This is a genomic window from Sphingobium sp. S6 (assembly GCF_905120495.1).
In the GTDB taxonomy this organism is placed as follows: domain Bacteria; phylum Pseudomonadota; class Alphaproteobacteria; order Sphingomonadales; family Sphingomonadaceae; genus Sphingobium; species Sphingobium agri.
The window spans coordinates 400726-427077 of record NZ_CAJHOG010000001.1; the positions used below are offsets into that span (position 1 = coordinate 400726).

Below are 26352 nucleotides of genomic sequence, written 5' to 3' on the forward strand. Positions count from 1 at the left end.
CGATGGCGGATGATGTTGCTCCTCCCTTCTGGCTTGTCTGGAATCGGCGCGGCCGAAAGCCCGTGTTCGAGCATGAGACCTACCATTCGGCGCGTGCTGAAGCCGAACGGCTCGCTCGCCGCAATCCGGGTGAGGCCTTCTATGTATTGGCACCGGTCGCGCGTGGCGGATCTGATCGCTTGAACATATGCTGGTCACACTATGAGAGGACCGGCGTGGGCTGCATCGACGATTTCAACGATGAGCATGCTCCGGAGATCGACCAGTGACAGACATGTTCCCTGAACCGGTGATCGCTGCGCCTGCTCCTCAAGGCCTTGGCCGCATGATGACGGGCGGCGGCGCCAAGGTCGATCGGCAGGGGAACGACTATTACCCGACGCCCGCCAGCGTTACGCGCGCGTTCATCGCGGCCGAGCGCGACGCGCTTACCGGCTGGTGCGAGGATGGCGACCGCATATGGGAGCCGTGCGGCCGGGGTGGTGCGATCGCGCGGGAACTGCAGGCGGCAGGGTTCGCTACAGTCTCGAGCGATCTGGTCGCGGATCCTGCCAACCAGGTCGCGCAGCAGGATCTGCTGCTTTGCCGTGACGCGGCGTCCAACGTGGTGGTGACCAATCCGCCCTTCGCGCTGGCCGAAGAGATGATCCGGCACCTGCTGGTCGATCTGCGCTGCACCTATGTCGCGATGCTGCTGAAATCCACATTCTGGCATGCGCAGGCGCGCACCGGGCTCTGGCGACAGCGGCAGCCACAGCGGATCTGGGCGCTGAACTGGCGGCCTGATTTCATGGCGAAGGGGGCACCGACGATGGAGGTGATCTGGACGGTCTGGGATGACGACGCGATCGACCGCCACTGCATTTATGATGTTCTGACGCCGTTTCGCGCGCCGGACCTGTTGGGAGAGGGATGATGGACACGGATGCAAAGCAGCCGTGGGTGACGCGCTGGGGCCGGGAAACCGATAGCTGGAACGTCACCGAAGTGGACGAAGAAAATCCGGAGCAGGATGAGGAAGGCGGAGATAGCGACGGGTCAGGCCTGCCGGGCCGGTGGCTGGTCGGCCAGGCGATCGCGCGGTGGTCGCTGACGCAGCCGGTTGATCCAACGCCGGAGATCGTCGCACGGGTGTTCAACCTGCCGATCGAACTGGCCAGCGATTGCATGGGCTTCGATCTGACCGTGGTCGGCACGCTGGGGCAGGCGGTGCAGGTATGGGCCGGGCTGCAGGATGAAGCGTGGATCGATCAGACGGTGGGCGCCGCAGCGCTCGCCTTCCATTTGTCCCCTGCGCTGATCGCGGAGGCCGTTGATGCGCATCCGTGGATGTTCCTGAGCGGCGATCGCGCTGATCTCGCGGCGATGGCGATCGAACATGACGGGGAGTAGCGCGCCGCCGTCCTGACGGCCGCGACCTTCGCGACATCGATGTGTGTGTTTGACCTGATTTTCGGGGTGGGTTTCTGTGTCTCTTTCAACTGCGTTCCTGGACGAAATCCGCGCCCGCACATCGCTGTCCGCCCTGATCGGGCAGAAGGTGAAGCTCGACAAGAAGGGCAAGGAACATAAAGGCTGCTGCCCGTTCCATAGCGAAAAGACGCCCAGCTTCACCGTCAATGACGACAAGGAATTTTACCACTGCTTCGGCTGTGGCGCCCATGGCGACGCGCTGCGCTGGCTGACCGACCATGAGGGCATGGACTTCATGGATGCCGTCAAGCAGCTGGCGGCGGCGGCTGGCATGGAGATGCCCGCGCGATCGGCCGAAGAGGCGGAGCGTGCGCGGCGGGTAGAGCATGTCGGCCAGGTGCTGGGCGAAGCGGCTGAGTGGTATGCGCAGCAGCTGGAGCCCACCGGTGTCGCGATGGAGGCCTTGGCGGCGCGCGGCGTCGATGACGCGGCGATCGCGCGCTTTAGCCTCGGCTTCGCTCCGGCGCGCGGCGGGATCTCGGCGATCGGCATCGCCACCGACCAGCTGATGGCGGCCGGGCTGATCGTTGAGGATGACCAGGGCAAGCGGCGCGATCGCTTCCGGCACCGCATCATGGTTCCGATCCATGATGCGCGAGGCCGGGCGATCGGCTTTGGTGGCCGCGCTTTTGGCGAAGTGCAGCCCAAATATCTGAACAGCGACCAGTCCGAGCATTTCGACAAGGGCCGCGTGCTGTTCAACCTGCACCGGGCGGCACCGGCCGCGCGATCGGCGCGTCGCCTGATCGTCGTAGAAGGCTATTTCGACGTGATCGCGCTCGACCAGGCCGGAATCAGTGAAGCCGTGGCGCCCATGGGTACCGCCATCACGCCCGAGCAGCTGGAGCGCGCGTGGCGTGTAACGGAATGCCCGGTGCTGCTGATGGATGGCGACGAAGCAGGGCGGAAGGCAGCGGCGCGCGCCTGCGTCCGTGCGCTCCCCATGGCTGGGCCCGGACGGTCGCTGAAGATCGCCACCCTTCCGGACGGTTACGATCCTGACAGCCTGGTGCGGGAATGCGGCCGGGCAGCGATCGACGAACTGATCAATGATGGCCTGTCGCTGTCCAGCTATGTCTGGAGGGCGGTGCTGGCGGCGGGCGATCGGGAAACGCCGGAAGGGAGGGCGGCGATCTGGCAGCAACTGGCCGATCTCGCGGCGACGGTAGGCCATGAGGAAACCCGGGCGCAGTACCAGGCCTATTGGCGCAGCCTCTTCAATGCCGAGTTCCCCCCGGCCCCCCGGTGGGTCGTCGAGAATGAAAAGCTTCCGGTTGGAACCATGGAGGCGAAATTCTCCGACCAGACGGCGGAGGTGCAGGACCGGCTGAAGGCGGTGGCGGAAAAGCGTTTGCCCGCGATGATCGACGCGGCCGATCGGACGAAGGATGGCGTTACGCTGTTCGCCTGGGGCATGGGTCGCCGCGTCGGCGCTGGCCTGCTCGACCAGGACGCGGCCGACGACGCGATTGAGGAAGTGTCCGAAGGCGTCGTTGATGTCTCGGCCGACGATATCGAGCGCAGCTTCGCCGCCGGGGTCGCCAGAGGGTTCGATATCGCGCCCATGCTGCTCGACATGCGATGCGCCGGATTCCAGCGCACCGATCTGGGCAATGCCGAGCGGTTCAATGCGCGCTACGGCAGTAGCTTCCGCTTCACCACGGCCAAGGGCTGGTTGGGTTGGGACGGGCGCCGGTGGAAGGTGCTCGACCAGGACAAGGATACGCTGCCAGCGGAAGTGCAGGCGGCCGTCTTCGACACGGTTCGATCTATCCAGCGGGAGGCGGAATTCGTGGCGTCGACGGGCTTTGTCGAGCCGGATGAGCCGCTACCTGAGGATGAAAAGCCGCCGATCATGTTGGTGACGCAGTGGCACTATCATCGGGACAGCGGGCGACGTCGCGGCTCAATGAACCGGATAACCGATTGGAAGAGCGGCCCGGTCATCCTGTCTGAGCTGATCGGCAAATGGGGCAGGGCGTCGGAAGGGTCGGGCCGGATCGGATGCATAGCCGGCCTCGCTAAACGGTGGGTGACAGCGCCGATCGAGGACTTCGATCGAGATCCGCTCGCCATCAATGTGCTGAACGGCACGCTGCGCTTCACGCGCGACAAAGAAAATGGATCGGCGGTCAAGCTTGAGCCGCATCGTCGCGAGGATCTGAACACCAAGCTTGCGCCGGTCACCTATGATCCGGAAGCGCATGCCGCGACCTATGACGGCTTCCTCGCCTGGGCGCAGCCTGATCCGGAGATGCGGCGTTACCTGCATCAATGGGCGGGCTACAGCGCCAGCGGCGACATATCAGAGCAAAAGCTGCAATTCTGGTACGGCCTGGGCGGCAACGGCAAGTCCGTGACGATTGACCTGTGGGCCCATGTGCTGGGCGACTATTCGGGCACGATCGGGATCGAAACATTTCTCGACCAGGGGATCAAGAAGCGAGGGGAGCAGGCGTCGCCGGATCTCGCCCGACTTGGCGGCGTGCGCATGTTGCGTGCGTCCGAGCCAGAGCGCGGAGCCAAGCTGAATGAGGCGCTGATCAAGGCCGCGACAGGTGGCGAGCCTATGGCGGTTCGTGCGCTGCATCGCGGATTCTTCGACCTTATGCCGCTATTCAAGCTGACGATCGGCGGTAACTACAAGCCGGATATTCCCGGTACCGACGAAGGCATCTGGCGCCGCATGAAGCTGGTGCCGTGGAACGCCCATGTGCAGGAGCAGGATCGCGATGAGCAGCTGCCCGCCAAGCTGCGGGCGGAGGCTGCGGGCGTGCTCAATCATATGGTGCGCGGCCTGCTGGACTGGCTGGACAACGGCTTGGTGGAACCGGAGGCGGTGCGGGAGGCGACGGCGCAGTATCGTGAGGATAGCGACCCGCTGGCGCGCTTCCTGAAGCTCTGCACGGTCGCGGATCCGCAAGGGCGCATCCAGTCGTCCCGGCTCTACGAAGTGTTTGTGGCCTGGTGCAAGGCGGCAGGCGAGCGTGAGTGGACGCAGAAGGGCTTTAGCAAGGCCATGCTCGACAAGGGCTTTCAGAAGAAGGCCAGCGACGGGATGCAATGGCTGGGCATGAAGCTGGTGCGAGAGGCGTCCGACTTCGTGGATGACAATGGCAAGGTGCGGCAGGACGTGCCGATGCTGCCCGACGGGGAGCAGTCGGCCGAGCCACCGCCTGGCGACGCGCCTCCGCCCTACAGCGACGATTACGTGCCCGACTTCTGATCGCGGCGGTGCGCGAAAGATCGAAATGCTTCCGGATTGGAAGGGTGGCGGAAGCTACATTGGAAGGAAGAAAGCGCGGATTTCTGCGCCATTGGAAGGGTTGGAAGGATGGGCGACATGTTTCCTTCACATATGCGCGGGTGCGCGGGCGCATGCGTGATGAAAATATTCAATAATCATTCCAATCCTTCCAAAGCTTCCAAATACAAGAATTGAAATAAGGTTTTCATAGAGTTGAGTAGCGGAAGGGTTGGAGCATGACGGTTCCGGTGGTGGAAGGGTCGCTATACTGGTCATTCGGGGAGGTCGAAGCGCGGCTAGTGGAGGCGATGCAGTTTCAATGGCGCATCGAAGGCGGGCGCTGGGCGTTCGCTTCGGATGGGCCGTGGCACCTGATCGTGCGGGATTGGTGGGATTGGGCAGCGCATGAGGATAAGCCGGTGCCGCGCATCCCCCTGTCGCGCGAGCAGCTGGCGCGGATGGATGAGGCGTCGGCCTGGTTGGCGCATGCGCCAGAGCGTGATCGGAAGCTGGTTGTACTGGCGATCATGGCGCTGGCGGCAGGGCGCAAGGTCGTGCCTTACCGTGCGCTGCTCAAGCCAATGGGCCTGACGATGGGCGCGGATGGCCTTCGCAAGCGATATGGGCGCGCCATCACCTGCATTTGCAATGCGCTGAACGCCGCAGAAATCCGCGCATAGAGACGGCGCAAGGGGTAGAATGTTGCGTCCTGCAAATAAAGTTTGTCCGCCTTTTCAGCGAAATGAGGTAGCAAATGGCTACGCTGGTGGCGGACGTATGTGCGGGGCCAGCTGGACGATCCTCTCCTTAACTCGACGACGCTCAGCCGGTCCCTTGCCGCGCTGGGCGTTGTCATTTGTGGGCATGCTGATGGGTAGGCTGAAGGCTTTGGGCTCTCGCCTCGGCGGGATGCCTGCGAAGGTGAAGGCCGCGCCCAAGGTGGCTGAAGGGTTCTACTCTTCGCCGGAGTGGCGCGGGCTGGTTGCGGACATCAAGCGCGAGCGCGGCAGCCGCTGCGAGCGGGCAGGGTGCCCGACGCCTACCCATCGGATCATCGCTGATCACATCGTCGAGCGGAAGGATGGCGGCGCGGATCTCGACGCGAGCAACGTCGAGCTGCTCTGCTTCACCCACCACCAGCAGAAGACGGCGGCGGCGCGGGCGGCGAGAGCGCAGGGTCGGACATGGGGGGGTGGGTCGAAAGTCTAGGGGTCTGGCGGCCCTATTACCGCCACTAGTCCCATTCGGAGATTTTTTTTCGTGGCGCAGGAATTTTCGGGCACTGATCTGTTCGGTGATCCGATTGTCACGCGGCAGGAAGGCCGTGGGCGGCCTGAGCATGAGTGGAGCATTGAAAACTCAAACAAGGTGCTTCTCGCGTTTGCACGCGGCCTGAGCGTCAAACAGGCGGCAACCGCAATTGGGGTCTCGGTCCCCACGCTGCGCAAACATTATTTTTCCGAGGTTGCCAAACGGGACGCCGCGCAGCTGCGCATGGAAATGACCCAGCTGGCGCGGCTCAATGGGCTGGCGGCAGAGGGCAATGTCGCCGCCGAGAAGGAATTGCTGAAGCAGCTCGACAAGATGCGGCAACGCGATCAGTTGCGTGCGATGGCTCCGGCGCCGACCGCGAAGCCGGAGAAGCTGGGGAAGAAGGAAGCGGCAGCGCAGGCCGCTGGTCAGGTGCGCGGACTTTACGAGCCTCCGCCGCCGCCGGGGCAGATGAACTAACCCGATGCGGTGGTCGACGGCCTGTCCAGACTGGGAACAGCGGATTGTTGAGCGGCGCTCACTGGTGCCGTTCGCACCGCTCTTCCCAGATGAGGCGGAAGCCGCGCTGGAAGTGTTCAAGTCCCTGCGCATGGTCGGGGTGCCGCGCACAGACGGGCGACCTGGCTGGGCGACGTTTGGTGAAGCCTGCGACCAGTTCGTTTTCGATTTCGTGGCCGCGATCTTCGGCGCCTATGATGCCAAGCGCGGCCAACGGCTGATTTCTGAATTCTTGCTGCTGATCAGCAAGAAGAATGGGAAGTCTACGATCGCAGCGGGCATCATGCTGACGGCGCTGCTTCGCAACTGGCGCGAAATGGCGGAACTCAGCATTCTCGCGCCAACGCAGAAGGTGGCGGGCAATAGTTTCAAGCCTGCGGCCGCGATGGTCCGCGCTGATCCTGTTCTTCAGGATCTGCTACAGGTGGTCGCGCACGAGCGGCTGATCCGGCATCGGGTGACCGGCGCGGAGCTGAAGGTGATCGCGGCTGACACCAACACGGTCGGCGGCTCGCAGGCCGGTTTCGTGCTGGTCGATGAGCTGTGGATCTTCGGCAAACGCTCCAATGCGGGCGACATGCTGGAGGAAGCCACGGGCGGCCTTGCGTCACGCCCCGAAGGGTTCGTCATTTACCTGACCACCCATAGTAACGAGCCGCCAACAGGCGTCTTCAAAGAGAAGCTGGAATATTTCCGTGACGTTCGTGACGGCCTGATTGATGATCCGCATAGCTTCGGGATGCTCTTTGAGTGGCCAGAAGCTATGCTTGAGGGACAGGCTTACATGAAGCCTGAGAACTTCTACGTCACGAACCCAAGTATAGACCGTTCCGTTTCCAAGGATTTCATTCAGAAGAAGTTGCGCAGGGCGGCTGCGGGTGACGATGAGGTCGATGAAGATGGCGAAAAGGAGACCTTGCAGGTCGTCCTGGCCAAATACCTAAACGTCGAGATCGGGCTGAAACTGCGGCGGGACCGCTGGCGCGGCGCCAATAACTGGCAGGCTGCCGGGGACCGAACGCTGACGCTGGAATCGCTGCTCGAACGCTGCGAGGTTGTTGTGGTGGGCATCGACGGCGGCGGCCTGGACGATCTTTTCGGACTGTGTGTCGCGGGGCGTGAGCGCGACACAAAACGGTGGTTATACTGGTTTCGTGCCTGGGCGTGGCCGGAAGTGCTGAAGCGGCGAAAATCCGAGGCGCCGACGCTGAAGGGGTTCATCGCCGACGGTGACTTGATCCTGTGCGGGCACAATGGCGCCCCTGCGATGGAGGAATGGGCGGAGCCTAGTGAGCAGGAGCCTGATGCGGCTCCTGTCATGATCGAGCAGGATGTTGCCGAGGTCGTGGCGATCATCGCTCAGGTGCAGGATAGCGAGCTGCTGCCGGACAAGGGCGCGATCGGCCTCGACCCACAGGGCGTCGGTGCCTTGGTCGACGCGCTAGCTGACATTGGACTGGTCCACCCGCAGGTGGTCGCGGTGAGCCAAGGCTTTCGGCTTTCGTCGGCCGTCTGGTCGATGGAGCGGAAGCTCAAGATGAACATGATCGTCCATGACGGATCGCCGCTGATGGCGTGGTGCGTGGGCAACGCGAAGGCAGAGCAGAAAGGAAACGCCGTGCTGATTACGAAAGAATCGGCCGGCAAGGCCAAAATTGACCCGCTGATCGCCGGGTTCAATGCCACGAAGCTGCTGGAGAGCGCGCCGGAAGCAAAGATGGTCAGTTCGGTCTATGAAGATCGCGGCATCCTCGAAATCGATCTCGACGAAATCTGATGGGCAGGTTGCGTGATGCATGGCAGGCCCTGACCGCGCCGGCAGGGATGGACAGCCGCTATGGCGGGTCCGACAGCGTAAGCAGCGATGGCTGGTTCGTTCGGATGCTGGGCGGCGGCAAGACCAGCGCCGGAACGGCGGTGTCGGAATATAGCGCGCTCTACCTGCCGGTGGTTTATGCCTGCCTCAACCGCATCGGCAACCCGATCGCGAATTTTCCGCTGGAGATCCGGCAGCGCGTCGGCGGCGGCTCGGCTGCCGTGACTGAGCATCCGATGTCGCAGCGCCTGGGCATCCGCCCGAACGATTATATGTCGTCGCGGTCGCTGCGGAAAACGACACAGGGCCATGCGCTGCTGTGGGGCAACGGCTATCAGGAGATCGAGCGGAATCAGAAGGGGCAGGCAGTCGGCCTCTGGCCGCTGCTCCCTGACCGGACCCGCCCGCATCGCATCGAAGGGGTGCTGGAGTATCGCACCAACATCGACGGCCGCACCTTCCGCATAGACCATGCTGATGTCGCCCACGTCATGGACCTGAGCCACGACGGCTATATCGGCTATTCGCAGGTGGCGATTGCCCGCGAGGCGATGGGGATGGCGAAGGCGCTGGAGCAGTTCGGCGGCAAGTTCTTCGCCAACGACATGAAGTCGGGCGGCTTTCTGCTGCATCCGGGGCGGCTGAGCAGCAACGCTCGGCAGAATATTCGGGGACCGGGGGGCGAGCGGAAAGCTGCGCCGGAGAATCCGGCGGCAGCCGTCGAGGCTCAGGGTGGCCTGGACAATGCCCACCGCGTCAAGGTGCTGGAAGAAGGGATGAAGTTCATCCAGACGACCATCCCGCCCGAGGATGCCCAGTTCCTCGGCACGCGCGAGTTCCAGATAGCGGAAATCGCGCGCATGTATGACGTGCCGCTGGTCATGCTCCAGAGCCACGAAAAGTCTACCAGCTGGGGGAGCGGCATCGAGCAGTTGATGCTGGGCTTTATACGACAGACGGTGCTGCCGTGGGTCGAGGCGACCGAGCAGGAATATAATTGGAAGCTCTTCACGGAAGAGGAGCGCAACAAGGGTCTGTTCGTCAAATTCAATATGAACGCCCTGCTGCGAGGCGACATGGAGGCCCGTGCCGCATTCTACAAGGCGATGTTCGAGCTGGGCATGACCATCAACCAGATCCTCGCTTTGGAGGACATGAACGGCATCGGCGCCGACGGCGACGTGAACTTCGTCTCGAACAATGTCCAGACGCTGGAGCGCGCGATCAATGGCGCCCCTGCTCCAAACCCGGCCCCGACGGCCACCGTCGTAGAGGAACCTGCCCCATGAAGTATCCGCACATTCTCGCCGCGTTCGCCTCAGAATATTGGGCAATGGACGGCGACAAGCTGCTGGCGATCGTGGATCTGCTCGCCATGCAGGCTGAGGGCGGGAAATTCTCGGCCGAAGAAATCGAGGCGCGGATCTCGCCGCAGACTGCCGCTGCTGTTGCGCGGCGTGAAGGCACCGTCGCCATTGTTCCGCTGCGCGGGATCATCTCGCCCCGCGCTGCCATGGTGCAGAATAGCTCGACCGGCGGTGGCACTACCGCCGAAGGCTTCGCCCAGGCGGTGGAGCAGCTGGCGGGCAATGATGATGTGAAGGCCATCATCGTTGACGCCGACACCCCCGGCGGCAATGTTCTGGGGGTGGACGAAGCCTCGGCCGCTGTCGCGGCAGTGCGCGGCGTCAAGCCGATCGTGGTGCAGGTCACCGGCAACCTTGCCAGCGCCGGCTACTGGATCGGTGCATCAGCTGACGAAATCGTGATGTCGCCCAGTTCGTCGGTGGGCGCGATCGGCGTGCGGACCGCCTATGACGACATTTCCGCCCGTCTCGAAAAGGAGGGCGTCACACGCGAGATCCTGAGCGCGGGCAAGTTCAAGGGGGAAGGTATTCTTGGCCCGCTTTCCGATGAGACGCGCGCCTACATGCAGGGGCGACTCGATGAATATTACGGCATGTTCGTCGATCGTGTTGCCCAAGGGCGAGGCGCGACGGCTGATGCCGTTCGAAACGGCTTTGGTCAGGGGCGGATGCTCGGCTCCGCTGCGGCGGTGCGCGAAGGAATGGCTGATCGCGTCGGTACGATGAAAGAGACGCTGGCGCGCTTCGGCGTTGGCGCCCCCAAGTCGCAAGGCCGCAAGCTGGCTCCGAACCGCGAGCGACGCGCTCTGGCTCTCAACTAATTCCCCAACTTTGGGGCTTCGTCCCGTTCGCGTGCCGGCGCGAGCGAGGATTTGTCGTGTCCGGTCTTATCAGGAGAAAGCAGCCATGACGCTGAAGGAACTGCGCGACAAGCGCACAAAGCTGGTCGCGGAGCTTCGCGGCATCATCAACGCGGCCGAAGCTGAGGATCGCGATCTGACTGCCGAAGAGCAGTCGTCCTATGATGCTCAGAAGGCTGAGCTGGACGCCCTCGACAAGCGGATCGAGCGAATGGCGAGCGTGGAAGGTGCGGAAGCCGCCGGCAATGTCGTCATCGGCGCTGTTGCCCGTGGCGGTCAGGTCACCATCCCCGAAGGTCCGCACGTCCGCACCGAGTTCGAGTCGATGGGCGAATTTCTCAGCGCGGTCCGCTTCAATCCCGGCGATCAGCGGCTCAACTATGTCGAGAATGTCGCCGCAGGGGCAGACGGGCAGATCGACGCCTCGCTGCGGATGGACAATGATACGCAGGGCGGGTTCATGGTGCCGCCGCAGCTTCGCACTCAGATCCTGAGCGTCGCCCCGCAGGATGCCCTGGTGCGCCCACGCGCCAACGTAATCCCGGCGGGTTCGCCGCCCGACGCGGCCATCACCATGCCCGCGCTCGACCAGAGCGGCGCCAATCCGAAGAACATGTTCGGCGGCGTCGAATTCAAGTGGATCGCGGAAGGCGAGGAAAAGCCGGAAACGGACGCGAAGCTTAAAAGCATCACGCTCTCGCCGCATGAGATCGCGGGCTTCGTCACCATTACCGACAAGCTGCTGCGCAACTGGCAGGCCAGTGGTGCCTTTATCGAAAACCTGTTCCGCACGGCCTATGCGGCCGCCGAGGACTATGCCTTCCTTCGCGGCACCGGCGTTGGACAGCCGCTCGGCGCCATCAACTCGGGCGCGATGAAGTACATCAACCGCACCACTGCGAACCATGTCACCTATCTCGATCTGCTCAACATGGTCTCGCGCTTCCTCATGCGGGGCGGCCAGTCGCCGGTCTGGTCCATGCCGCAATCTGCCCTGGTCGACATTGCGACCATGACGGACCCTGAAGGCCACTACATCTGGAAGCCTGGCGCGGTCGATGGCTTCGCCGGCACGCTTCTTGGCTATCCGGTGCGCTGGAACAATCGCTCGCCCGCTTTGGGCACCAAGGGCGACATCACGCTGGTCGACTGGTCGCAGTATCTGATCAAGGACGGCTCCGGCCCGTTCGTAGCGACCTCCGAGCATGTGAAATTCACATCGAACCAGACCGTGATCAAATTCTTCTCGAACGTCGATGGCGCGCCCTGGCTCACCGCACCGATCGTCGAAGAGAATGGCTACGAGGTGTCGCCCTTCGTCGGCCTCGACGTGCCTGCCTGATCGTGATCGGCCCGGCGATCGGCCGGGCCGGCACTTCTCCTGTAGAAAGGAACCACGCTCATGCGTGACTTTGCCAACAATCTGGAGGTCCGCCGCGCGATCAGCCCGGCGGCCGCCAAGACTGACAATACGCCCTTCGTGTCGCAGATCATCGATCTGTCGGGCTTCTCGATGCTCGTTTTCGCTATCCTGCTCGGCTCTCTGGCGGACGCGGACGCAACTTTCAGCGTTCTGGTTGAGCATGGCGACCAGGCCAATCTCAGCGACGCCGCTGCGGTGCCTGATAGCAGCCTAACTGGCAGCGAGGCCTCCGCTGGGTTCGACTTCAGCGCGGACAATAAGGTCCGAAAGATCGGCTATGTCGGATCTAAGCGATATGTGCGGCTGACGGTGACCCCGGCCAATAACACGGGTGATGCCTATCTGTCCGCCGTGGCCATCCTTTCCGGCGGCCGCTACAGCCCGACGGCTTCGCAGTCGGCTTGAGACTGGGGCGCGGGTCCGCCCGCGCTCCCTCCATCATAGGAGCATTCCGATGACGAAAATTGCACTGATCTTGGGTGCGCACGCCATCCTCGCGGAGTTCGTGGATATTGGGACCGGCGAGCGGATCGTGCCGCCGGGCACGTTCACTCCGCACGATGTCGACCAGCGTACACGCCTCATAGCGTCTGGCTGCATCAGCGAAGATGAGGTGGTCGATCTTTCCAAAAAGCCGGTCGAGGAGTTGACCAGGAGCGAGTTGGAGCATCTGGCCGTGGAGTCGTTCAAGGCTTCCATGGCAACCGCCTCCGACGACGACCTGCGCTTGGGCCTGCAGTCTTTTCGTGAGCGTCAGGCGAAGGTCAGCGACAGCGGTGCTGGCGGGGCCGATGGTGGCGATGACGATGACGACGGTCTTGAGGCTCACGGCGTCACCGTGGCCGACCTTCGGGAAATTGCCGAAAACGAAGAAGTCGACCTGACCGGCGTCAGCGTTAAGGCCGACATCATTGCTGCGATCCGTCAAAAGCGCGCTGGCGCGCCCAGCACTGGCGAGTAAGCGATGCGCGTCTCGGTCGTGACACCCCCGGCGCCTGTGGTGACGTGGGAGGAAGCTGATGATCATCTTCGTCTCGACCGGGACGCCGAGCAGAAAGCGTTTGTCGAAAGTCTGGTGAAAGCTGCGACCGGTCATCTCGACGGCCCAGACGGGCTGCTGGGCCGCGCTCTCGGCCTTCAAACATTGGAATGGCGACTGGACGAACTGGGCAGCGAACCCCTGTTCCTGCCATGCCCTCCCTTTGTTGATGTTGAGAGCATCCGGTTGGTCGGTCGTGACGGATCGGTCACTGTCGGTTCCGACGCCTATGTCATTGACGAGGGATATCTGGTCGCGGGTAACAACGGGTGGCCGACGTTGCCAGCGCACTGGGGAAGGCCTCGCGTTCGGATCCGCTATCGTGCCGGCTACACCACAGACCCAGATGCCGATCCTATTGTTCCCGCCGTCCCCGCTCCGATCAAGGCGGCGATCCTGATGATGGTCGGAGATCTTTATCGTTTCAGGACCACTGCCTCCGACCTGAGTGTCACGCCTACAGCAATTCCGATGTCGGCAAATGTCGACGCACTGCTTCAGCCTTACCGGGTCTATTGCTGATGACGATCGATCCCGGCACGTTGGACCGCCGCATCCGGATCGAGCGGCGCATCGTTTCACAGGAGGCGGTGTATGGGACCGGTGGAACGTCATGGGATCTGCATGCCGAGGTGTGGGCTCAGGTTCGCGACGTGCTGCCCTCCCGTGCAGAGCGCCTGGACGATAACATCTCGATCCTTCGTCGGCCTGCCCGCATTCGGATGCGCTATCGCGATGACGTGACCAGCGACATGCGCGTCAAGATCAATGGCCGGACCATGCGCATCGTCGCAGGTCCTGCCGAACTTGGCAGGCGCGAGGGAATCGAGCTGATGGTTGAAGAAGTCAGCACCGATGGGGAATCGGCATGACCATCAAGATGAAGGGCGGACAGGAGCTTTCCGCGTTTCTCCAGGCCTTGCCGGAGCGGCTTCAGAAGGGGGCGGTGCGATCGGCACTGACGGCGGCCGCGAAGCCGATCCGCGACCAAGCTAGGGCCAACGCGCCTCGTGAAAGCGGGAAGCTGGCGAAGGCTATCAAGACGGGCAGCCCGAAGGTGGAGCCGGATGGTACGGTTCGCATCAAGGTGCGGCTATCGGGTGAGCACAGCTTCCTCGGTATCTTCCACGAATATGGCGTTCGGCCTCACTTCATTGCTGCCGGTGACAGCGACTTGTCGCCTCGCAAGCTGACGCAAAAGGCGCGCCGCGAGGGCAGCTCAGAGAGTGGCGGGGTGCTAAAAGTGGGCGATGCCTTTGTGAGTGGCGGCGTTATGCATCCGGGCATTCCCGCGCGGCCGTTCATGCGCCCGGCACTGGATACCGCTGCGGACGAAGCTACGCAGGCTTTCGCCGATCGACTGCGTTCCTACCTCAAAAGCAAGACGGGCTTCACCGCGCCTGCGGTGCTGACCGAGGTTGAGGAATGAACGGCGTCGCCGCCGTTCGCCAGCTGCTGGCGAACCATTCGGGGCTGGTCGCGCTAGTTCCTGCTGCACGGATCCGGGCTGGCGTCCTACCCCAGGGAACGACGCTGCCCGCCATATCGATCATGTCTGTTTCCGCCACCGATCGGAACGTGCCCAATCCCGGTGCGCACCGTCATGTGGCGGAGCGGGTGCAGGTCACCGTCATGGCGGCGGACTATCCGGGTCTGAAGGCCGTAATGGCTGAAGTGAAGAAAGCCGGTGCCGACCAAATGCCCGCGGTCCCCGGCCTAACTGCTGTGACCGTCCACACAGACGGCATGGGACCTGACTTTATGAACGAAGAGGCTAGCATCTACATGCAGCCGCTCGACTTTCGTGTCACCTTTAGTGAGGAGCGATCATGATCGACACCATTGCCACGCAGATCATCCGGCTGAATGGCAAGGAGTACGCAAAGGGCGATACCGTCCCGATGCCGCTCCAGCAGTTCGAGGATTTGGAGCCGACTGGCGCATTCATTCGCGCCCCTGCTGCAAAGGCTCGGAGAAAGGCCAAGGCTGCCGTAGGAAGATCGGCTCCCGCGCCAGGGCTGCCCAGCGCTGCGACGATGCCCGTCGAACCCTCCGCTTCGAAGTCAGTGCCAGTGAAGGCCGACTGATCAAGATTGCCAATCCCGGCAATGCCCGCCCGCCGTCGCGCGGGCATTTTTGTATCTGGAGATAATCCATGACCGTCAACACTTCGGCGGGCACGACGCTTGGTCTGTCCGCAGCCGCTCCCGCCACCTATAATGCTGCCGGTTATGCGGCGCTTACGTACACGAACGTCGGAGAGGTCAGCGATCTCGGCGACATCCCCTCACGCATCTATGAGCTAGTAAATTGGGCGCCAATCGCTGAGCGCGCAGCGCGCAAGGCCAAGGGTGGCTACAATCTGGGATCGCAGACAATCACTGTCGGCATCGACAAGGCGGATGCGGGTCAGCTTCTGGTTGATACAGCGACCAATTCGGATGCGGCGTACTCTGTGAAAATCGCTCATCCTCAACTTGGCACGATCTACGCCCGCGCATTGGTGATGGGCGGGCCCAAGAACTACGGCGACGTGAACACGATCGCTACGCGTCAGATCACTCTGGAATACACGAGCGTCGACTCAACCACGGATGGCGTCGTCTTCGTTCCCTGATCCCGACGCCCCTCCCTGAGCATGATTTCCCCACGTCCGGTCTGTCGTCAGGGCGGTGGACCGGGCACCCTTCCCTGAAAGGCACTATCCATGGCATTTAACATCAAGGCGCGAAGTGCGTCAGAAACTGGCATTATCGAACTGAAGGCGGGCGATGGCTCGCCGCTGACTGACGATGATGGCAACGTGTTATCGGTTACCGTCCATTCGCCGGCTAGCAAGCAGTGGGAGCAGGCGCAGGCGGCGATGAACCGCAAGCGCGCCGAACGGATGCGCAAGAATGGCGGCAAGCTGGAAGCGGCGATCGATAACGCGAAGGCTGATCAGGTCGCTTTCCTGTGCGCCATCACGATCAAGTTCAATGGCGACATCGAGCATCCAGACGCGCAAAACAGCGCCGATTTGCCGCGCGCGATCTATGAGGACGACACGCTCGGCTTCATCCGCGACCATGTGTTCGCAGAGGCGGGCGACTGGTCGTCTTTTACCGGTGGCTCGGCGAAGGGCTGAGCCTCTACATTCGACAATTGGCGTGGTTGAATGCCACGCCAGAGAGTAAATCAGGGCAATCGGAAACCAGGCTGGATGCGATGAAGCGGGCGGACATAGCGCCGCTCCTTCCGCCCAATCCAGCGCCTTACCTCACGGAATGGCTGTTCGATGCTGGCCCATCCTCGCCCGCCGGCATGGGTGACGCGGTGCTGGGCTGGACCGACCTTCATGCGTGGCAATCCATCACCGGCATTGAGTTGCAGCCGTGGGAGGCGCGGACGTTGCGCCGCCTCTCCCGCGACTATTTGAACCAGCTACATGAGGCGAAGAAGCCCGGATGTTCTGCCCCATATGATGAGGCGGAACAGCAGGCGCAGAACCGCGATCGGGTGGCGGATCAGTTCAAGGCGATGGTGGCAGGGTTTAGGAAGGGTTAGCGCCTAGCCTCCTGTTGCTTTTCGTCCAGAACAAGTGTTGACCTATCGGTTGTGCGCACAGCGTCCTCTTTGCCCGGAAGAAAAGATATGGCGCGGATAATCAAGCCGACCAGAAGCAGCGGGAAGCCAACGCTGACAGCGCAGGCACTTAAAGCCAGCAAAATAAATCGGTCTGAACCTGCGACAGAGCCGTATGGGTGATTAGGCACTAAGAAGCCGAGAACAAAAAACACTACGGCGGCTATAAACAGCCAAACCGATCCGTTTATCTGACCTGAACCATCCGGCCTGCTCATTTGAAAGCACCGTTATTGTTTAACGTGTTTATGTCCGCCTCATCAGGAAGGCGATTATTTATCCGCATAAACTTAATGATTGCATAATCAGGAACGTCGATTCCGGCTCTGGTGAATGCGCCATCCACCATCTCAATAAAATCCTCCTCTATTTTCTCAACGAACTTCCAATCCAGACAGTAGCTCTCATTGCAGGCTGGGCAGGTAAGTTCCGTTTCTTCGGTTAAGCCGATCACGGACACTTTGTAAGTGTGTCCGCAGTCGCACAGTACCGGCTGCTCCGCTTTAAATATCGGCTCTGACATATCAACTCCGTCGAAAGGGCGTTCCATGGGCGTTCCCGCCAATTCTATTGCAACTTTGTCGATCGAGCTAGTTGCGGAGATAAGTAGGTTGCAGGATGATATGCGCCGCGCCGAAAAAGCTGTCGGCGACATGGCCCGCGTAGTGATGGGGAGTTCAACCGCCGCTGGAAACAGCCTAACCAAGTTCGGCCAAACTGCCGGCGTTAGCGCCAACCAGTTCAGTAGGGGGATGGTGCAAGTCTCGCGCAGCACCGGTGAGATGCGCGCAGGCATGCAACAGCTCTCATATCAGATCGGCGACGTTGCTCAGCAGTTCGCTGTCGGCACGAACCCGATGGTCATATTCGCGCAGCAAGGTCAGCAGGTTGTCCAAGCTCTAGCCATGATGCGAGGCAGCGCCACGGGCTTGATCGGATTTCTCGCAGGGCCTTGGGGCGCAGCATTGATGGGCGCGGGAATGGTTCTCGGCCTCCTGATCCCAAAACTAATGGAAACATCGCAGGAGATGGAGAACGTCAGGTTCGCTTCAGGCGCAGTTGGTGATGCGCAAAGTATTCTCGGCGGCGTTCTTGACCTCACCACGGGCAAGATCAACAATCAAAGCGGCGCGCTTATGGCGCTGGCGCGGGCGCAATTGGCGGTAGCGCGGGTCCAAGCTAAGACCCGGCAGGCAGAAGCGAAGAACTCCATACAGGGCGCTGGAAAGCTGGGGTTCTTCGAATCATTCGGACACATCTTTGACAGCGGGAAGGCTGTCGCGGGTCGCGGCATCACGCAGGACATTATGAAGTCCCTGCTCGCAGGCGCCACCACCTCAAAAGCCGCGATCACCACCCTGGAAAACCTGAATAAGGAAGGGATGATTACGGACGCCGCTTTTACTAAAGCCGCTTCTGCCGTCGCCAATTTCGCCGTGGAAGGCGAGAACCTCAAGACCTACGACTCCGCTCAGCGCATCCTAGACGGTGTAGGCACCTCCCTTGATCGCAATCTAATTCTTAAGCCCGCGAAGGCTGCTAGAGCGGTAAAAGCGGCGATTAGCGAAGCGCAGAAGGCTTGGCAGGATTTTATCAGGTGGCTCGACGACTCTGTTGCGGCTGCACCGGGCAACATCTGGAACCTCGCGCAGGAAATGGATAAGCGCAACCAGGAGTGGGGCAAAGGCCAGGCCACGGTTGGCGAGAAGATGATCCAAGATGCGAAGGATCTGGAAGCGCTGACCGATGCCCAAATGGAAGGACAGCGCCAACTCCTCGACATCTACCTCCAGCAACTCGACGCAATCGGCCGCATGGGCGGCGCATTTAGCCCGCTGGCAGGCATGCTCACCGGCCTAAAGACCGGCAATTTCGCTGGCGTCGGAGGCAAAATCGGGGGGCTCCTCAGTCTGCCCACTGGTAGCACTACTAAGGATGTAGATGGCCGGGTCATCGCGGAAACCCTCGGTGACAAGCTGAAGGACATCTTTTCCAAAAACGGCGAGTTCTTTGCAGGGCTGTCGGCAGTTCTCGCCAACGCTGCGCTCGGCTCGACCGCTGCGGGGCTTGCCGGTGGCAGCAAGCTGGGCGGCGGCATCGGCGGCGCGATTGGCGGCTTTCTGACCGGCAAGAATGGGCCGTTTGGCAAGGCTCTGGAAAGCGGCCTCAATTCTGTGTTTCAGGGCCTTGGCTCCTTCGCTGGCCCGCTCGGCTCCATTGCTGGCGGCCTGCTGGGTGGGGCGCTGGGCGGGCTGTTCAAGCCCAAGCCGAAGTATGCCAGCGCTGGTCTGTTCATGAACGAATATGGCGAGCTTGCCGGTGGCACGGCCAAGGGCAATGCGGGCTCTGCTATCCGGGCCGCGTCCGGTATCGCTTCCAATGTTGCCGACGGGCTGAACAGCCTGGCGGAGCAGCTTGGCGCCAAGATCACGGGCGTGCCGAATATCAAGGTCGGCACCTATGACGGTAAGTACCGCGTCAACGTTGAGGGGCGTGGCGGCAAGATGGACTTCAAGGGTAATTCCGCGAAGGGCCTCTACAACTTCGGCGATGATGAACAGGCGGCGATTGAGTTCGCCATTCAGAAGTCGATCGAAGGCGCGGTGCTTACCGGCATCAGTCAGGCGTCCATCAATATCCTGAAGTCCGGTCAAGATCTCCAGAAGGCGATCGAGAAAGCCACGCTGATCGAGGACATTCCGCGCGAACTACAGCGCCGCCTTGATCCGGTTGGCTATGCGATCGACGAGCTCAACAAGAAGTGGATGAGGACCGTCGATGCTCTGCGCGAGGGCGGTGCCACCGCGCAGCAGATGGCCGACGCGCAGAAGCTCTACAATCTGGAACTTGGCGAGGCGAAGGACAATGCGGGCGAAGCGTCGCGGGCGATGAAGGATTTCCTCAATGCCATGAACATGGGCTCGTCGTCGCCACTGTCGCTGCGGGATCAGGCCGCAAACGCTAAGAGCGCGCTTGATCCGTTCCTTGCTCAGATCCACGCGGGCCAAGCCGTCAACCAGGACAAGTATCTGGAAGCGGCGCAGACTTATCTGGATATCGAGCGGCAGATGTACGGCTCGACGGCCAAGTATTTCGAGGCCTTTGACCAGATCCAGGCTGCGACCAACAAGGCGATCGCCGCTGTCGATAATGCCGCACCGATCCGGACGACCGCAGACCCGTTCATCGAGGCAACCGCCACCGCGACCAAGTCGATGGAGGCAAATACGGCCAACATGGTCACGCTTCAGCAGGAAAATAACGCACTTCAGAAGGAGAACAACGCCCTGCTTCAGAAGGTAGCCGCGAAGGGCGAGACCTGGTCCGGCTCACTCCGGAACTACGGCTCCTAATGCCCGCCCTGCCGTCAGACATCGCCGCAGCCTTGCGGCCACAGATGGTCGTATCCTCGCAGGATCTGTCCATCAGGACCCGCTTCCCGTCGGCTCGCGATGGCAGCGAAGATCCGGCAGAGGGTTTCTTTGACAGCGCGGCGGATGCTGCAACGGCACTGGCGCAGCGGGTGGCGCTGCTGGGCGTCACCCGCCGCCGCTTCGTTGTCGCCGTGAATGATATGGTCGAAGTCACGCCCGGCACCGTCCCGACGCATCGCGTGATCGATGCCGAACAGGGGCTGGACGCCTCCATGCTGCTCTCCCGGATCGAAGTCGATCTGGAGCAGGAAACCACTCAGCTGGAATATTTCGGATAATGAGCAATTCCATTGTGGTGAAGCCGCTGGCGTTCGCTTCGGTGAGCGCCAGTTCGACGGCTGCTGGCTACGACCCGGCGTACATCGGTAATGACTATATGGGGGTCGTGTGGAAGAGCGCGACCGGCGCGGCCTCGCGCACCATCACGGTCGACATGGGGCAGAATGTCTCCATCGATACGGCGGTGCTGATCGGCTGCACGGGGGCGGATGCAAACTGGACGCTGAAGGTCGAGGCGGCAACGTCGGCGCAGGGTCCGACCTTTCCGGCAGGCTCATGGGTCGGCGCTACGCTCCCGTTCCTCGCCGGTTCGGAAATGCCGGTTTCCGGCAGAGGCCGCGCGCTCTGGCTCGCCCCGGCTTCGCCACCTCCAGCGGCGCGCTACTGGCGCTTCACCATCGGCGGGCTTGGCACGGGCGCCGCGACGATCGCCCGCCTGGTGCTGGGCCGCAGGATCCAGCTGGACAAGAATGTCGTCTATGGCGCGGGCTTCGGGGTGCGCGACCTTGGCGCGGTCGATTTCAGCCGTCGCGGCGTCCTGCTGCGCCAACGTGGCAAGAAGCTCCGCACCATCAACGTCACCTATCCTGCCGCCACGCGCGCGGAGGTGGAAAGCTATGTCCACCCTCTGCTGGAGGAGTTGGGCAACACCGAACCGCTTGCCTTCATCCTTGATCCGGATGCCGACGCGCAGCGACAGAACCGCATTTGGTTTGGGCCGATGATTGGCGACCTGGGGACGGTGTGGGCGAACCCCACCGGCTATGAATGGCGGGCGAACATCGTGGATCTCGGTGCGTGAAAGCCTATCTGATCCAGATCGATGCGTGGGCTGGTTCCACGGCCACCCCCGTGCGCCTGGCCAGCCATGACGATGACAGCCTATGTCATCTTGATGGGCAGACATGGTGGCCAGCCATCGCGACGCTGCCGACGCTGCGCTATGACTTCTTCGACGGTGCGTTCGACGCCAGCGCGATCACTTCGCCAACTGGCTCATTCACGGCGGCAATCGACGCAATCCCGAACCTGCCAGCACTGGCCCTGCATGACACTCGGGTGCGCGTCTGGCGCGGCGAGTTGGGTGATGCTTGGGGCTCCTTTGCCCTGATCTTCGATGGCAGGGTCAAAGAGCAGCCCGCGATCTCCGATGGCATCGCTTCGTTCAGCATCGGCACGGATGACAGCTGGCTCGATCATCCGCTGCTATCGACCTATGCGGGCACGGGCGGCGCGGAGGGATCTACCGACCTGCAGGGACAGGTGAAGCCGCTGGCGCTGGGCGCGCCGCGCTTCGCTCCCGCCGTGCTGGTCGATGCGGTCGACAATATCTATCAGATCTCCGCCTATGGGGCGATCAATGGCGTGACGCTGGCGTTCGACCGGCTCACCCGCTTCGGAGCCGTACAGGCTAACTATGCCAGCTTCGCCACTTTGGACGCAGCTACGGTCACACGGGGGCGGTGGGCCACCAGCCTTGCGGGCGGCTATGTAAGGCTGGGCGCGCCTGCGGACGGCTTGGTCTCCTTCCATGTTGAGGGCGATGCCGTGGGAGGCTGGTCGCGCCTGCCTGGTGCGCTGATCGCCCGCATCGCTGCGATCGCTGGCGGCACCGCCAAGGTGGCTTCGGCCGACATCACGGCGCTGAACGCTGCACGGCCGTGGAACCTGTCGCTGATGGTGACGGCGCAGACGACAGCGCGCGAATTGATCCAGCGCATCGCGGCCAGCGTCAACGCCGTGGCCTATGTGGACTGGCTAGGCATGCTGCGCGTGGCGGCGGTGGGCATCGGCACGCCGACGCTCACCATGGCGGCCGACGGTAGCGCCTTGCCGCCTGTCGCGAGCGTCGAGCAGGTGGCGATCGCCGCGCCCTATTGGCGGCTGTCGCAGGGGGCGGTGCCGACATGGCAGGTGCATGCCCCCGGCGACATCGCCTACAATCTGAGGGAGCCTCAGGGAGAATATCAGGCAGGCACAGCCTACCGAGAGGGTGACATTGTCTCGCTGCCCAATGGCTCGCAGTGGCTGTTCATCGGCGCGACGCCGGTCGCTGGCTCAGCGCCCGCCACCGGCAATGCCAATTGGCAGCAGATCGCCGGGCCTGTCGTGCCGGTTGCGAACGACGGCACCTCGCTGGAGCAGCTGCTGGGCGACCTGCAAGGGGCGGTCGATGCCAAGCGCGTTATCTTCGTCCGGCAGACCGCACCGTCGGCGGCGGAGAGCCAGGAGAACGACTGGTGGAACAAGGTTGATGCCAGCGGAAAACTGATTGCTACCTATCGGCGCGTCGCAGGGACGGGGCGGCTATCCATCGGTAGCAGCACGATTACGATCGGCGGCAACTACATTTCACTGTGCTGGGCGCCGGTTGAAGACGAGCGAATAGGCAACGCGCTTGCTGCCGCGACCGCTGCCGCTGATCTTGCCGACAGCAAAGCAGTCGTGTTCACCATGTTCTCCAGCACCGACCCGGTGCCGGTCGGAACCAATGATGGTGACCTTCTGGTGCGGGTCTACCTTGACCCCACGCAGATCGACCGCTGGGATGGGTCGGTATGGCGGCCCGCCGCCACATTCGGCGCGACCGCTGATCAGCTGACGTCGATCGCGGCCGCCCTGACGGATGCTGCCAATGCCAAAGCCCTGATCGACGGCAACATCACTGTCTACTATCAGCCATCGCCGCCTGCTGGCGCCTATGGCGACCTATGGTTCGACACCGACGACAACAACAAAATGTATCGGCGCGATACGGACGGTTGGAAGGTGGCGACCAACACCTCTCTTGGCCTGGCGATCTCGGCCGCCGCTGGAGCGCAGGCGACGGCTGACGGCAAGGTCAAGACGTTCAGTGGCGAATCCACGCCTGTCGCCACTGGCGTCGGGGATCTGTGGTACAAGCCCAGCACCAAGACGCTTACCCGCTGGAATGGCTCGACATGGGCGGTGGCGTCTCCCGCAAACGTGGCTGATGGTGCCACGGTCGGCGCGCCTTCGGGAACCAATGTCGGCGGCACGCCCGCCACGACAGTCGAGGCGGGCGGCAATGCCGCCAATGGCGGGCTGAACGGTGACGGCACGGTTAAGACAGACAAGGTTTCGACCGGCTCCATTGTGGCGGAGGCTGTCACCAAGAGCTATTACGCCTCGCTTGCGTCTCCCATCTTGTCGACTGGCGTAGGCGCGATCACCACGGTTCTCACACTGTCAGTGGCTGGGGTTGCGGCGGGCGAGGTTCTACGCCTTTCGGGCATGATGCGCCTCGAATGTCCAGACGACCTTCAAGGCGAAATCTACATCGCCTATGACATCAATGGGTCTGGCGGGACGGCCTTCTCACTCGACAAGTACAAGTTCGACAGCGACGGCGGCGCTTCCACCCAATTGGCCATTCCGCTGTTTGGGCGACTGATCGCGCCGTCGGCCGGGACGTACAATTTCTTTCTCTACTTCATCAATCGCAAGTCCGGGACCGACATCGGTACCGGCACATCCTTCGACGTAATGAGGCAAAGACGATGATCGCCGTAGCATTCTTCAGCGACGGAGTGATCCGCCGCGTCATCAGCGTTCCCGATTATCCATCGATCTTGGCGAATACCGGGCCGGGTGAGACCGCTTACGAAATCCCAGAGAACGCGGCCTATTCGTTCCCGATCGACATCGCCAAGGTGCGCTCTTTCTACCATTCACGCATTGATGGGGCGGCCGGTGAGGAGAGGTCAAAGTACATCACCGATGTGCCCGGCCAGGCGCAAACCTATCAGCGCAAGGAAGATGAGGCGCGGCGCTGGGTAGAAGGCGACGATGCGGCGCATCCCGAGCTCTACCCCTTCATGATCGCGGAAGCCGGTATGCGCGCCGTGCCCATCGTCCAGGTGCGCGACGAGATCATGGCGCAGGTGAACGCGCTCGCACCGCTGGCGGCCCTGATCGAGGCGAAGCGGATCTGCGCGAAGCGGGCCGTGGATGCAGCAGAAGACATCCCTGGCATCGCTGGAGCGGCGGATGTCGACTGGAGCCCATCTCTGAGCGGGGACGCATAATGGCCGATACACCCTTCAATGCCTTCACGCTCGTTTCGAGCCTGAACGACACAGATCTGTTTCTTGCGTACCGGGCAGGCGGCGGCATCAATTTTACGCCGCTTACCCTCGCCACTTATGCTGGGCAGCACTCGGCCGATGGTACGGCGGCTCTGCCGGGCATGGCGTTCGCGAGTGATCCAGATACTGGAATATATCGATCCGCAGCAAATCAATTAACGATAGTAACGGCTGGCACGGAAGCAATAACGGTCGCTTCAACCGGCAACACACAAATAACTTCAACAACCGAAGTGCTACGCTTCAATATATATTCTAATACTGCGGCCATTGCGCCCCAAATATCACGCAGGGCAAGAGGAACGCCAACGGCTCCGCTTGGCGTTTTGAATAATGATGTGCTTTGGTCAGTTTTGGCAAGCGGTTATCATGGAACAGAGTGGAACAGCAACGGCGTAGGTATTCGTATGCTCGCTGCTGAAGACTTTACTTCAACGGCTGGTGGAACCAAGATAGAGTTTGCAACGGCTCCGTTAGGTGCAACCGGGCGGCAAGCAAGAATGATGATAATGCCAGACGGAAACGTTGGTATCAACACAACTTCGCCAAGTTCCAAACTTCATGTTTCTGGCGATACTCTTGCAGATGGCGTAATGGTTTTGGGCACCAACGCTAACGGATGGGGTCGTATTGCAACTAGTAACGGCCTATATCTACAGTCCGGATCATTGAACAGCGGTAGCTCGGTTGCTAGAGACATTATACTTTCTAACATGTATGGCACCGCAGGCGGTGCAGCAATCAGGGGCGTTCTCGATAATACTTGGACGATAGGCACTGGCGCTTTTCGTTTTTCTACCGTCTACGCGGCAACAGGCTCAATCAACACGTCCGATGAACGCAGCAAGCAAGACATTGGCGAAATTCCCGACGAATGGCTGGACGCGTGGGGCGACGTCGAATGGGTCCGATACAAATTCCGCGATGCGGTCGAGGAAAAGGGCGACGATGCGCGCTGGCATATCGGCCTGATCGCGCAGCGCGTTCGAGATGCCTTCGATGCTCGCGGCCTCGATGCGCTCTCGATCGGCCTGCTCTGCTACGACGAATGGGAGGAGCAGCGCGAGCCCGTCGTGGAAGAGCGGGTCATCGGCCATGAGGATGTTGTCGTGGGGCAGGAGGGAACTGGGGTCCTCGGGCCCGATGGTGCGGAAATCATGCGCGATGTCATGGGGCGGCGCGAGATCATCGGGCAAGTGCAGGTTGGCGAGCGCATCATCGCTGAAGCGGGTGACCGCTGGGGCCTACGCTATGACGAATGCCAGGCCATGGAAGCGGCGTGGCAGCGGCGCGAGCTGGCGCGCAAGGATGAACTGATCGCAGATTTAGCCGGGCGCCTCGCGGTGCTGGAGGCAGCGTGATCACCGCTATCATGTCCGCAGCGGGCAGCGCGGCGGCCGATGCCGTCCGCATGGGCCCAGGCACCACCGCGCCGCCCAGCTTCAATGAGGACCCCTCGCTGTTTCTCTTCAACCTGTTCATCATGACGGCAGCGACGTTCCTGGGCGCGATGATGGTGGGCAAGCAGGCGAACCGCGTCTGGGCGCAGCGCTTCCATGATCACCCGCTGGATCCGGTGACGCTCTATCGCGCTATCACCATGCTGGCCGCGATCGGCCTCACCATCCGATGCGGGGCGGCTGCCATGGAGCTTTGGGGCTGGAACCCGGATGATCCCTCCACCACGGCTCGGGTGCTGATGGCGAAGCGCTGGCTTGACCCGATTGGCGTTGGCTGCGGGTTCCTGTGGATGGGGCTGGCGATCTTGGGTGAGCCGGGCATTGAATATCAACTGCGCAAAAACCCATTGCCGATGGACATGTGGTCCCGCTGGCCAGCTCTGGCCCGAGCAACGGCAATCATAGCGCTCAGCTTCGTCGCTGCGATGGCGGCCGTATGTCTGCGGTGAGG

The 26352-nt window shown here is 62.0% G+C and carries 30 protein-coding genes; 28 read left to right on the forward strand and 2 right to left on the reverse strand.

From position 1 onward, the window contains the following. Positions 1-2: 2 nt before the first annotated feature. The 21 genes from SPHS8_RS02095 to SPHS8_RS02195 all read left to right on the forward strand — a co-directional run bounded on the left by SPHS8_RS02095 (position 3) and on the right by SPHS8_RS02195 (position 16541). Entirely contained in the window at positions 3-269 is a 267-nt protein-coding gene (locus SPHS8_RS02095) for a hypothetical protein (RefSeq protein ID WP_201513676.1), read from the forward strand. Further along, entirely contained in the window at positions 266-916 is a 651-nt protein-coding gene (locus SPHS8_RS02100; RefSeq protein ID WP_201513677.1) for a hypothetical protein, read from the forward strand. Before SPHS8_RS02095 ends, SPHS8_RS02100 begins: the two co-directional genes overlap by 4 nt. Continuing rightward, positions 913-1392, forward strand: coding sequence for a hypothetical protein (locus tag SPHS8_RS02105; protein ID WP_236574929.1), 480 nt, complete (start codon positions 913-915; stop codon positions 1390-1392). The genes SPHS8_RS02100 and SPHS8_RS02105 overlap by 4 nt, the downstream gene beginning before the upstream one ends. A 76-nt stretch (positions 1393-1468) precedes the next feature. Further along, the gene (gene dnaG, locus SPHS8_RS02110; RefSeq protein WP_201513679.1) at positions 1469-4699 is read left to right on the forward strand and encodes a DNA primase; all 3231 of its coding nucleotides are present in this window, start codon (positions 1469-1471) and stop codon (positions 4697-4699) included. A 257-nt stretch (positions 4700-4956) separates the two neighbouring features. Next, positions 4957-5400 carry a hypothetical protein gene (locus SPHS8_RS02115; protein WP_201513680.1) on the forward strand — a complete coding sequence of 148 codons (444 nt, stop codon included), beginning with the start codon at positions 4957-4959 and terminating at the stop codon, positions 5398-5400. 190 nt (positions 5401-5590) lie between these two features. Then, a complete protein-coding gene (locus SPHS8_RS02120; RefSeq protein WP_201513681.1) occupies positions 5591-5929 on the forward strand; it encodes an HNH endonuclease signature motif containing protein in 339 nt (112 codons plus the stop codon). A gap of 51 nt (positions 5930-5980) precedes the next feature. Next, positions 5981-6451 (forward strand): hypothetical protein, encoded by a 471-nt coding sequence (locus tag SPHS8_RS20310; protein WP_236574930.1) that lies wholly within the window; start codon positions 5981-5983, stop codon positions 6449-6451. A 64-nt stretch (positions 6452-6515) separates the two neighbouring features. Next, entirely contained in the window at positions 6516-8267 is a 1752-nt protein-coding gene (locus SPHS8_RS02130) for a terminase large subunit (RefSeq protein WP_236574931.1), read from the forward strand. After that, on the forward strand, positions 8267-9595 hold the full coding sequence (locus tag SPHS8_RS02135) for a phage portal protein (RefSeq protein WP_201513683.1): 1329 nt from the start codon (positions 8267-8269) through the stop codon (positions 9593-9595). Before SPHS8_RS02130 ends, SPHS8_RS02135 begins: the two co-directional genes overlap by 1 nt. Then, entirely contained in the window at positions 9592-10494 is a 903-nt protein-coding gene (locus SPHS8_RS02140) for a S49 family peptidase (protein ID WP_201513684.1), read from the forward strand. The genes SPHS8_RS02135 and SPHS8_RS02140 overlap by 4 nt, the downstream gene beginning before the upstream one ends. 85 nt (positions 10495-10579) lie before the next feature. Beyond that, positions 10580-11875, forward strand: a complete 1296-nt coding sequence (locus SPHS8_RS02145) for a phage major capsid protein (protein WP_201513685.1) — start codon at positions 10580-10582, stop codon at positions 11873-11875. A 60-nt stretch (positions 11876-11935) separates the two neighbouring features. Next, positions 11936-12361 carry a hypothetical protein gene (locus SPHS8_RS02150; RefSeq protein WP_201513686.1) on the forward strand — a complete coding sequence of 142 codons (426 nt, stop codon included), beginning with the start codon at positions 11936-11938 and terminating at the stop codon, positions 12359-12361. Positions 12362-12410: 49 nt separating this feature from the next. Then, positions 12411-12917 carry a hypothetical protein gene (locus tag SPHS8_RS02155; RefSeq protein ID WP_201513687.1) on the forward strand — a complete coding sequence of 169 codons (507 nt, stop codon included), beginning with the start codon at positions 12411-12413 and terminating at the stop codon, positions 12915-12917. Between the two features lie 3 nt (positions 12918-12920). Beyond that, entirely contained in the window at positions 12921-13517 is a 597-nt protein-coding gene (locus SPHS8_RS02160) for a head-tail connector protein (RefSeq protein ID WP_201513688.1), read from the forward strand. Next, on the forward strand, positions 13517-13867 hold the full coding sequence (locus SPHS8_RS02165; protein WP_201513689.1) for a phage head closure protein: 351 nt from the start codon (positions 13517-13519) through the stop codon (positions 13865-13867). The genes SPHS8_RS02160 and SPHS8_RS02165 overlap by 1 nt, the downstream gene beginning before the upstream one ends. Then, positions 13864-14424, forward strand: coding sequence for an HK97-gp10 family putative phage morphogenesis protein (locus tag SPHS8_RS02170; RefSeq protein ID WP_201513690.1), 561 nt, complete (start codon positions 13864-13866; stop codon positions 14422-14424). The genes SPHS8_RS02165 and SPHS8_RS02170 overlap by 4 nt, the downstream gene beginning before the upstream one ends. Further along, complete coding sequence (gp17, locus tag SPHS8_RS02175) at positions 14421-14828, forward strand: tail completion protein gp17 (protein WP_201513691.1); 408 nt, start codon at positions 14421-14423, stop codon at positions 14826-14828. The genes SPHS8_RS02170 and gp17 overlap by 4 nt, the downstream gene beginning before the upstream one ends. Further along, positions 14825-15082, forward strand: coding sequence for a hypothetical protein (locus SPHS8_RS02180; RefSeq protein ID WP_201513692.1), 258 nt, complete (start codon positions 14825-14827; stop codon positions 15080-15082). Before gp17 ends, SPHS8_RS02180 begins: the two co-directional genes overlap by 4 nt. 68 nt (positions 15083-15150) lie before the next feature. Beyond that, a complete protein-coding gene (locus SPHS8_RS02185) occupies positions 15151-15612 on the forward strand; it encodes a hypothetical protein (protein WP_201513693.1) in 462 nt (153 codons plus the stop codon). A 90-nt stretch (positions 15613-15702) separates the two neighbouring features. Further along, the gene (locus SPHS8_RS02190) at positions 15703-16122 is read left to right on the forward strand and encodes a hypothetical protein (RefSeq protein WP_201513694.1); all 420 of its coding nucleotides are present in this window, start codon (positions 15703-15705) and stop codon (positions 16120-16122) included. Positions 16123-16202: 80 nt separating this feature from the next. Then, positions 16203-16541, forward strand: coding sequence for a hypothetical protein (locus SPHS8_RS02195; protein WP_201513695.1), 339 nt, complete (start codon positions 16203-16205; stop codon positions 16539-16541). On the opposite strand, the gene SPHS8_RS02200 is transcribed toward SPHS8_RS02195, so the two are convergent. Both SPHS8_RS02200 and SPHS8_RS02205 read right to left on the reverse strand, forming a co-directional pair. Then, on the reverse strand, positions 16538-16837 hold the full coding sequence (locus SPHS8_RS02200) for a hypothetical protein (protein WP_201513696.1): 300 nt from the start codon (positions 16835-16837) through the stop codon (positions 16538-16540). The genes SPHS8_RS02195 and SPHS8_RS02200 overlap by 4 nt on opposite strands. Further along, a complete protein-coding gene (locus SPHS8_RS02205) occupies positions 16834-17169 on the reverse strand; it encodes a hypothetical protein (RefSeq protein WP_201513697.1) in 336 nt (111 codons plus the stop codon). Before SPHS8_RS02205 ends, SPHS8_RS02200 begins: the two co-directional genes overlap by 4 nt. 73 nt (positions 17170-17242) lie before the next feature. Between SPHS8_RS02205 and SPHS8_RS02210 the strand changes: the two genes are divergently transcribed. From SPHS8_RS02210 to SPHS8_RS02240, 7 genes are read left to right on the forward strand one after another with little or no spacing between them, the layout of a single operon-like run. Beyond that, complete coding sequence (locus tag SPHS8_RS02210) at positions 17243-19972, forward strand: phage tail length tape measure family protein (RefSeq protein WP_201513698.1); 2730 nt, start codon at positions 17243-17245, stop codon at positions 19970-19972. Next, positions 19972-20331, forward strand: coding sequence for a hypothetical protein (locus SPHS8_RS02215; protein WP_201513699.1), 360 nt, complete (start codon positions 19972-19974; stop codon positions 20329-20331). Before SPHS8_RS02210 ends, SPHS8_RS02215 begins: the two co-directional genes overlap by 1 nt. Continuing rightward, positions 20331-21134: a hypothetical protein gene (locus tag SPHS8_RS02220; RefSeq protein ID WP_201513700.1), complete on the forward strand. Its 804-nt coding sequence runs from the start codon at positions 20331-20333 to the stop codon at positions 21132-21134. Before SPHS8_RS02215 ends, SPHS8_RS02220 begins: the two co-directional genes overlap by 1 nt. Further along, the gene (locus SPHS8_RS02225) at positions 21131-23857 is read left to right on the forward strand and encodes a hypothetical protein (RefSeq protein WP_201513701.1); all 2727 of its coding nucleotides are present in this window, start codon (positions 21131-21133) and stop codon (positions 23855-23857) included. The genes SPHS8_RS02220 and SPHS8_RS02225 overlap by 4 nt, the downstream gene beginning before the upstream one ends. Beyond that, a complete protein-coding gene (locus tag SPHS8_RS02230; RefSeq protein ID WP_201513702.1) occupies positions 23854-24381 on the forward strand; it encodes a hypothetical protein in 528 nt (175 codons plus the stop codon). Before SPHS8_RS02225 ends, SPHS8_RS02230 begins: the two co-directional genes overlap by 4 nt. Next, positions 24381-25802 (forward strand): tail fiber domain-containing protein, encoded by a 1422-nt coding sequence (locus SPHS8_RS02235; RefSeq protein WP_201513703.1) that lies wholly within the window; start codon positions 24381-24383, stop codon positions 25800-25802. The genes SPHS8_RS02230 and SPHS8_RS02235 overlap by 1 nt, the downstream gene beginning before the upstream one ends. Continuing rightward, positions 25799-26350 (forward strand): hypothetical protein, encoded by a 552-nt coding sequence (locus SPHS8_RS02240; protein WP_236574932.1) that lies wholly within the window; start codon positions 25799-25801, stop codon positions 26348-26350. Before SPHS8_RS02235 ends, SPHS8_RS02240 begins: the two co-directional genes overlap by 4 nt. The last annotated feature ends 2 nt before the right edge of the window (positions 26351-26352 follow it).

Excerpts from the sequence above, each read along its gene's own strand:
- SPHS8_RS02095 (WP_201513676.1), top strand. The coding sequence starts at position 3 with ATGGCGGATGATGTTGCTCCTCCCTTCTGGCTTGTCTGGAATCGGCGC.
- SPHS8_RS02105 (WP_236574929.1), top strand. The coding sequence starts at position 913 with ATGATGGACACGGATGCAAAGCAGCCGTGGGTGACGCGCTGGGGCCGG.
- SPHS8_RS02115 (WP_201513680.1), top strand. The coding sequence starts at position 4,957 with ATGACGGTTCCGGTGGTGGAAGGGTCGCTATACTGGTCATTCGGGGAG.
- SPHS8_RS02120 (WP_201513681.1), top strand. The coding sequence starts at position 5,591 with ATGGGTAGGCTGAAGGCTTTGGGCTCTCGCCTCGGCGGGATGCCTGCG.
- SPHS8_RS02135 (WP_201513683.1), top strand. The coding sequence starts at position 8,267 with ATGGGCAGGTTGCGTGATGCATGGCAGGCCCTGACCGCGCCGGCAGGG.
- SPHS8_RS02140 (WP_201513684.1), top strand. The coding sequence starts at position 9,592 with ATGAAGTATCCGCACATTCTCGCCGCGTTCGCCTCAGAATATTGGGCA.
- SPHS8_RS02145 (WP_201513685.1), top strand. The coding sequence starts at position 10,580 with ATGACGCTGAAGGAACTGCGCGACAAGCGCACAAAGCTGGTCGCGGAG.
- SPHS8_RS02150 (WP_201513686.1), top strand. The coding sequence starts at position 11,936 with ATGCGTGACTTTGCCAACAATCTGGAGGTCCGCCGCGCGATCAGCCCG.
- SPHS8_RS02155 (WP_201513687.1), top strand. The coding sequence starts at position 12,411 with ATGACGAAAATTGCACTGATCTTGGGTGCGCACGCCATCCTCGCGGAG.
- SPHS8_RS02160 (WP_201513688.1), top strand. The coding sequence starts at position 12,921 with ATGCGCGTCTCGGTCGTGACACCCCCGGCGCCTGTGGTGACGTGGGAG.
- SPHS8_RS02165 (WP_201513689.1), top strand. The coding sequence starts at position 13,517 with ATGACGATCGATCCCGGCACGTTGGACCGCCGCATCCGGATCGAGCGG.
- SPHS8_RS02170 (WP_201513690.1), top strand. The coding sequence starts at position 13,864 with ATGACCATCAAGATGAAGGGCGGACAGGAGCTTTCCGCGTTTCTCCAG.
- gp17 (WP_201513691.1), top strand. The coding sequence starts at position 14,421 with ATGAACGGCGTCGCCGCCGTTCGCCAGCTGCTGGCGAACCATTCGGGG.
- SPHS8_RS02180 (WP_201513692.1), top strand. The coding sequence starts at position 14,825 with ATGATCGACACCATTGCCACGCAGATCATCCGGCTGAATGGCAAGGAG.
- SPHS8_RS02185 (WP_201513693.1), top strand. The coding sequence starts at position 15,151 with ATGACCGTCAACACTTCGGCGGGCACGACGCTTGGTCTGTCCGCAGCC.
- SPHS8_RS02190 (WP_201513694.1), top strand. The coding sequence starts at position 15,703 with ATGGCATTTAACATCAAGGCGCGAAGTGCGTCAGAAACTGGCATTATC.
- SPHS8_RS02195 (WP_201513695.1), top strand. The coding sequence starts at position 16,203 with ATGAAGCGGGCGGACATAGCGCCGCTCCTTCCGCCCAATCCAGCGCCT.
- SPHS8_RS02200 (WP_201513696.1), bottom strand. The coding sequence starts at position 16,837 with ATGAGCAGGCCGGATGGTTCAGGTCAGATAAACGGATCGGTTTGGCTG.
- SPHS8_RS02205 (WP_201513697.1), bottom strand. The coding sequence starts at position 17,169 with ATGGAACGCCCTTTCGACGGAGTTGATATGTCAGAGCCGATATTTAAA.
- SPHS8_RS02210 (WP_201513698.1), top strand. The coding sequence starts at position 17,243 with ATGCGCCGCGCCGAAAAAGCTGTCGGCGACATGGCCCGCGTAGTGATG.
- SPHS8_RS02215 (WP_201513699.1), top strand. The coding sequence starts at position 19,972 with ATGCCCGCCCTGCCGTCAGACATCGCCGCAGCCTTGCGGCCACAGATG.
- SPHS8_RS02220 (WP_201513700.1), top strand. The coding sequence starts at position 20,331 with ATGAGCAATTCCATTGTGGTGAAGCCGCTGGCGTTCGCTTCGGTGAGC.
- SPHS8_RS02230 (WP_201513702.1), top strand. The coding sequence starts at position 23,854 with ATGATCGCCGTAGCATTCTTCAGCGACGGAGTGATCCGCCGCGTCATC.
- SPHS8_RS02235 (WP_201513703.1), top strand. The coding sequence starts at position 24,381 with ATGGCCGATACACCCTTCAATGCCTTCACGCTCGTTTCGAGCCTGAAC.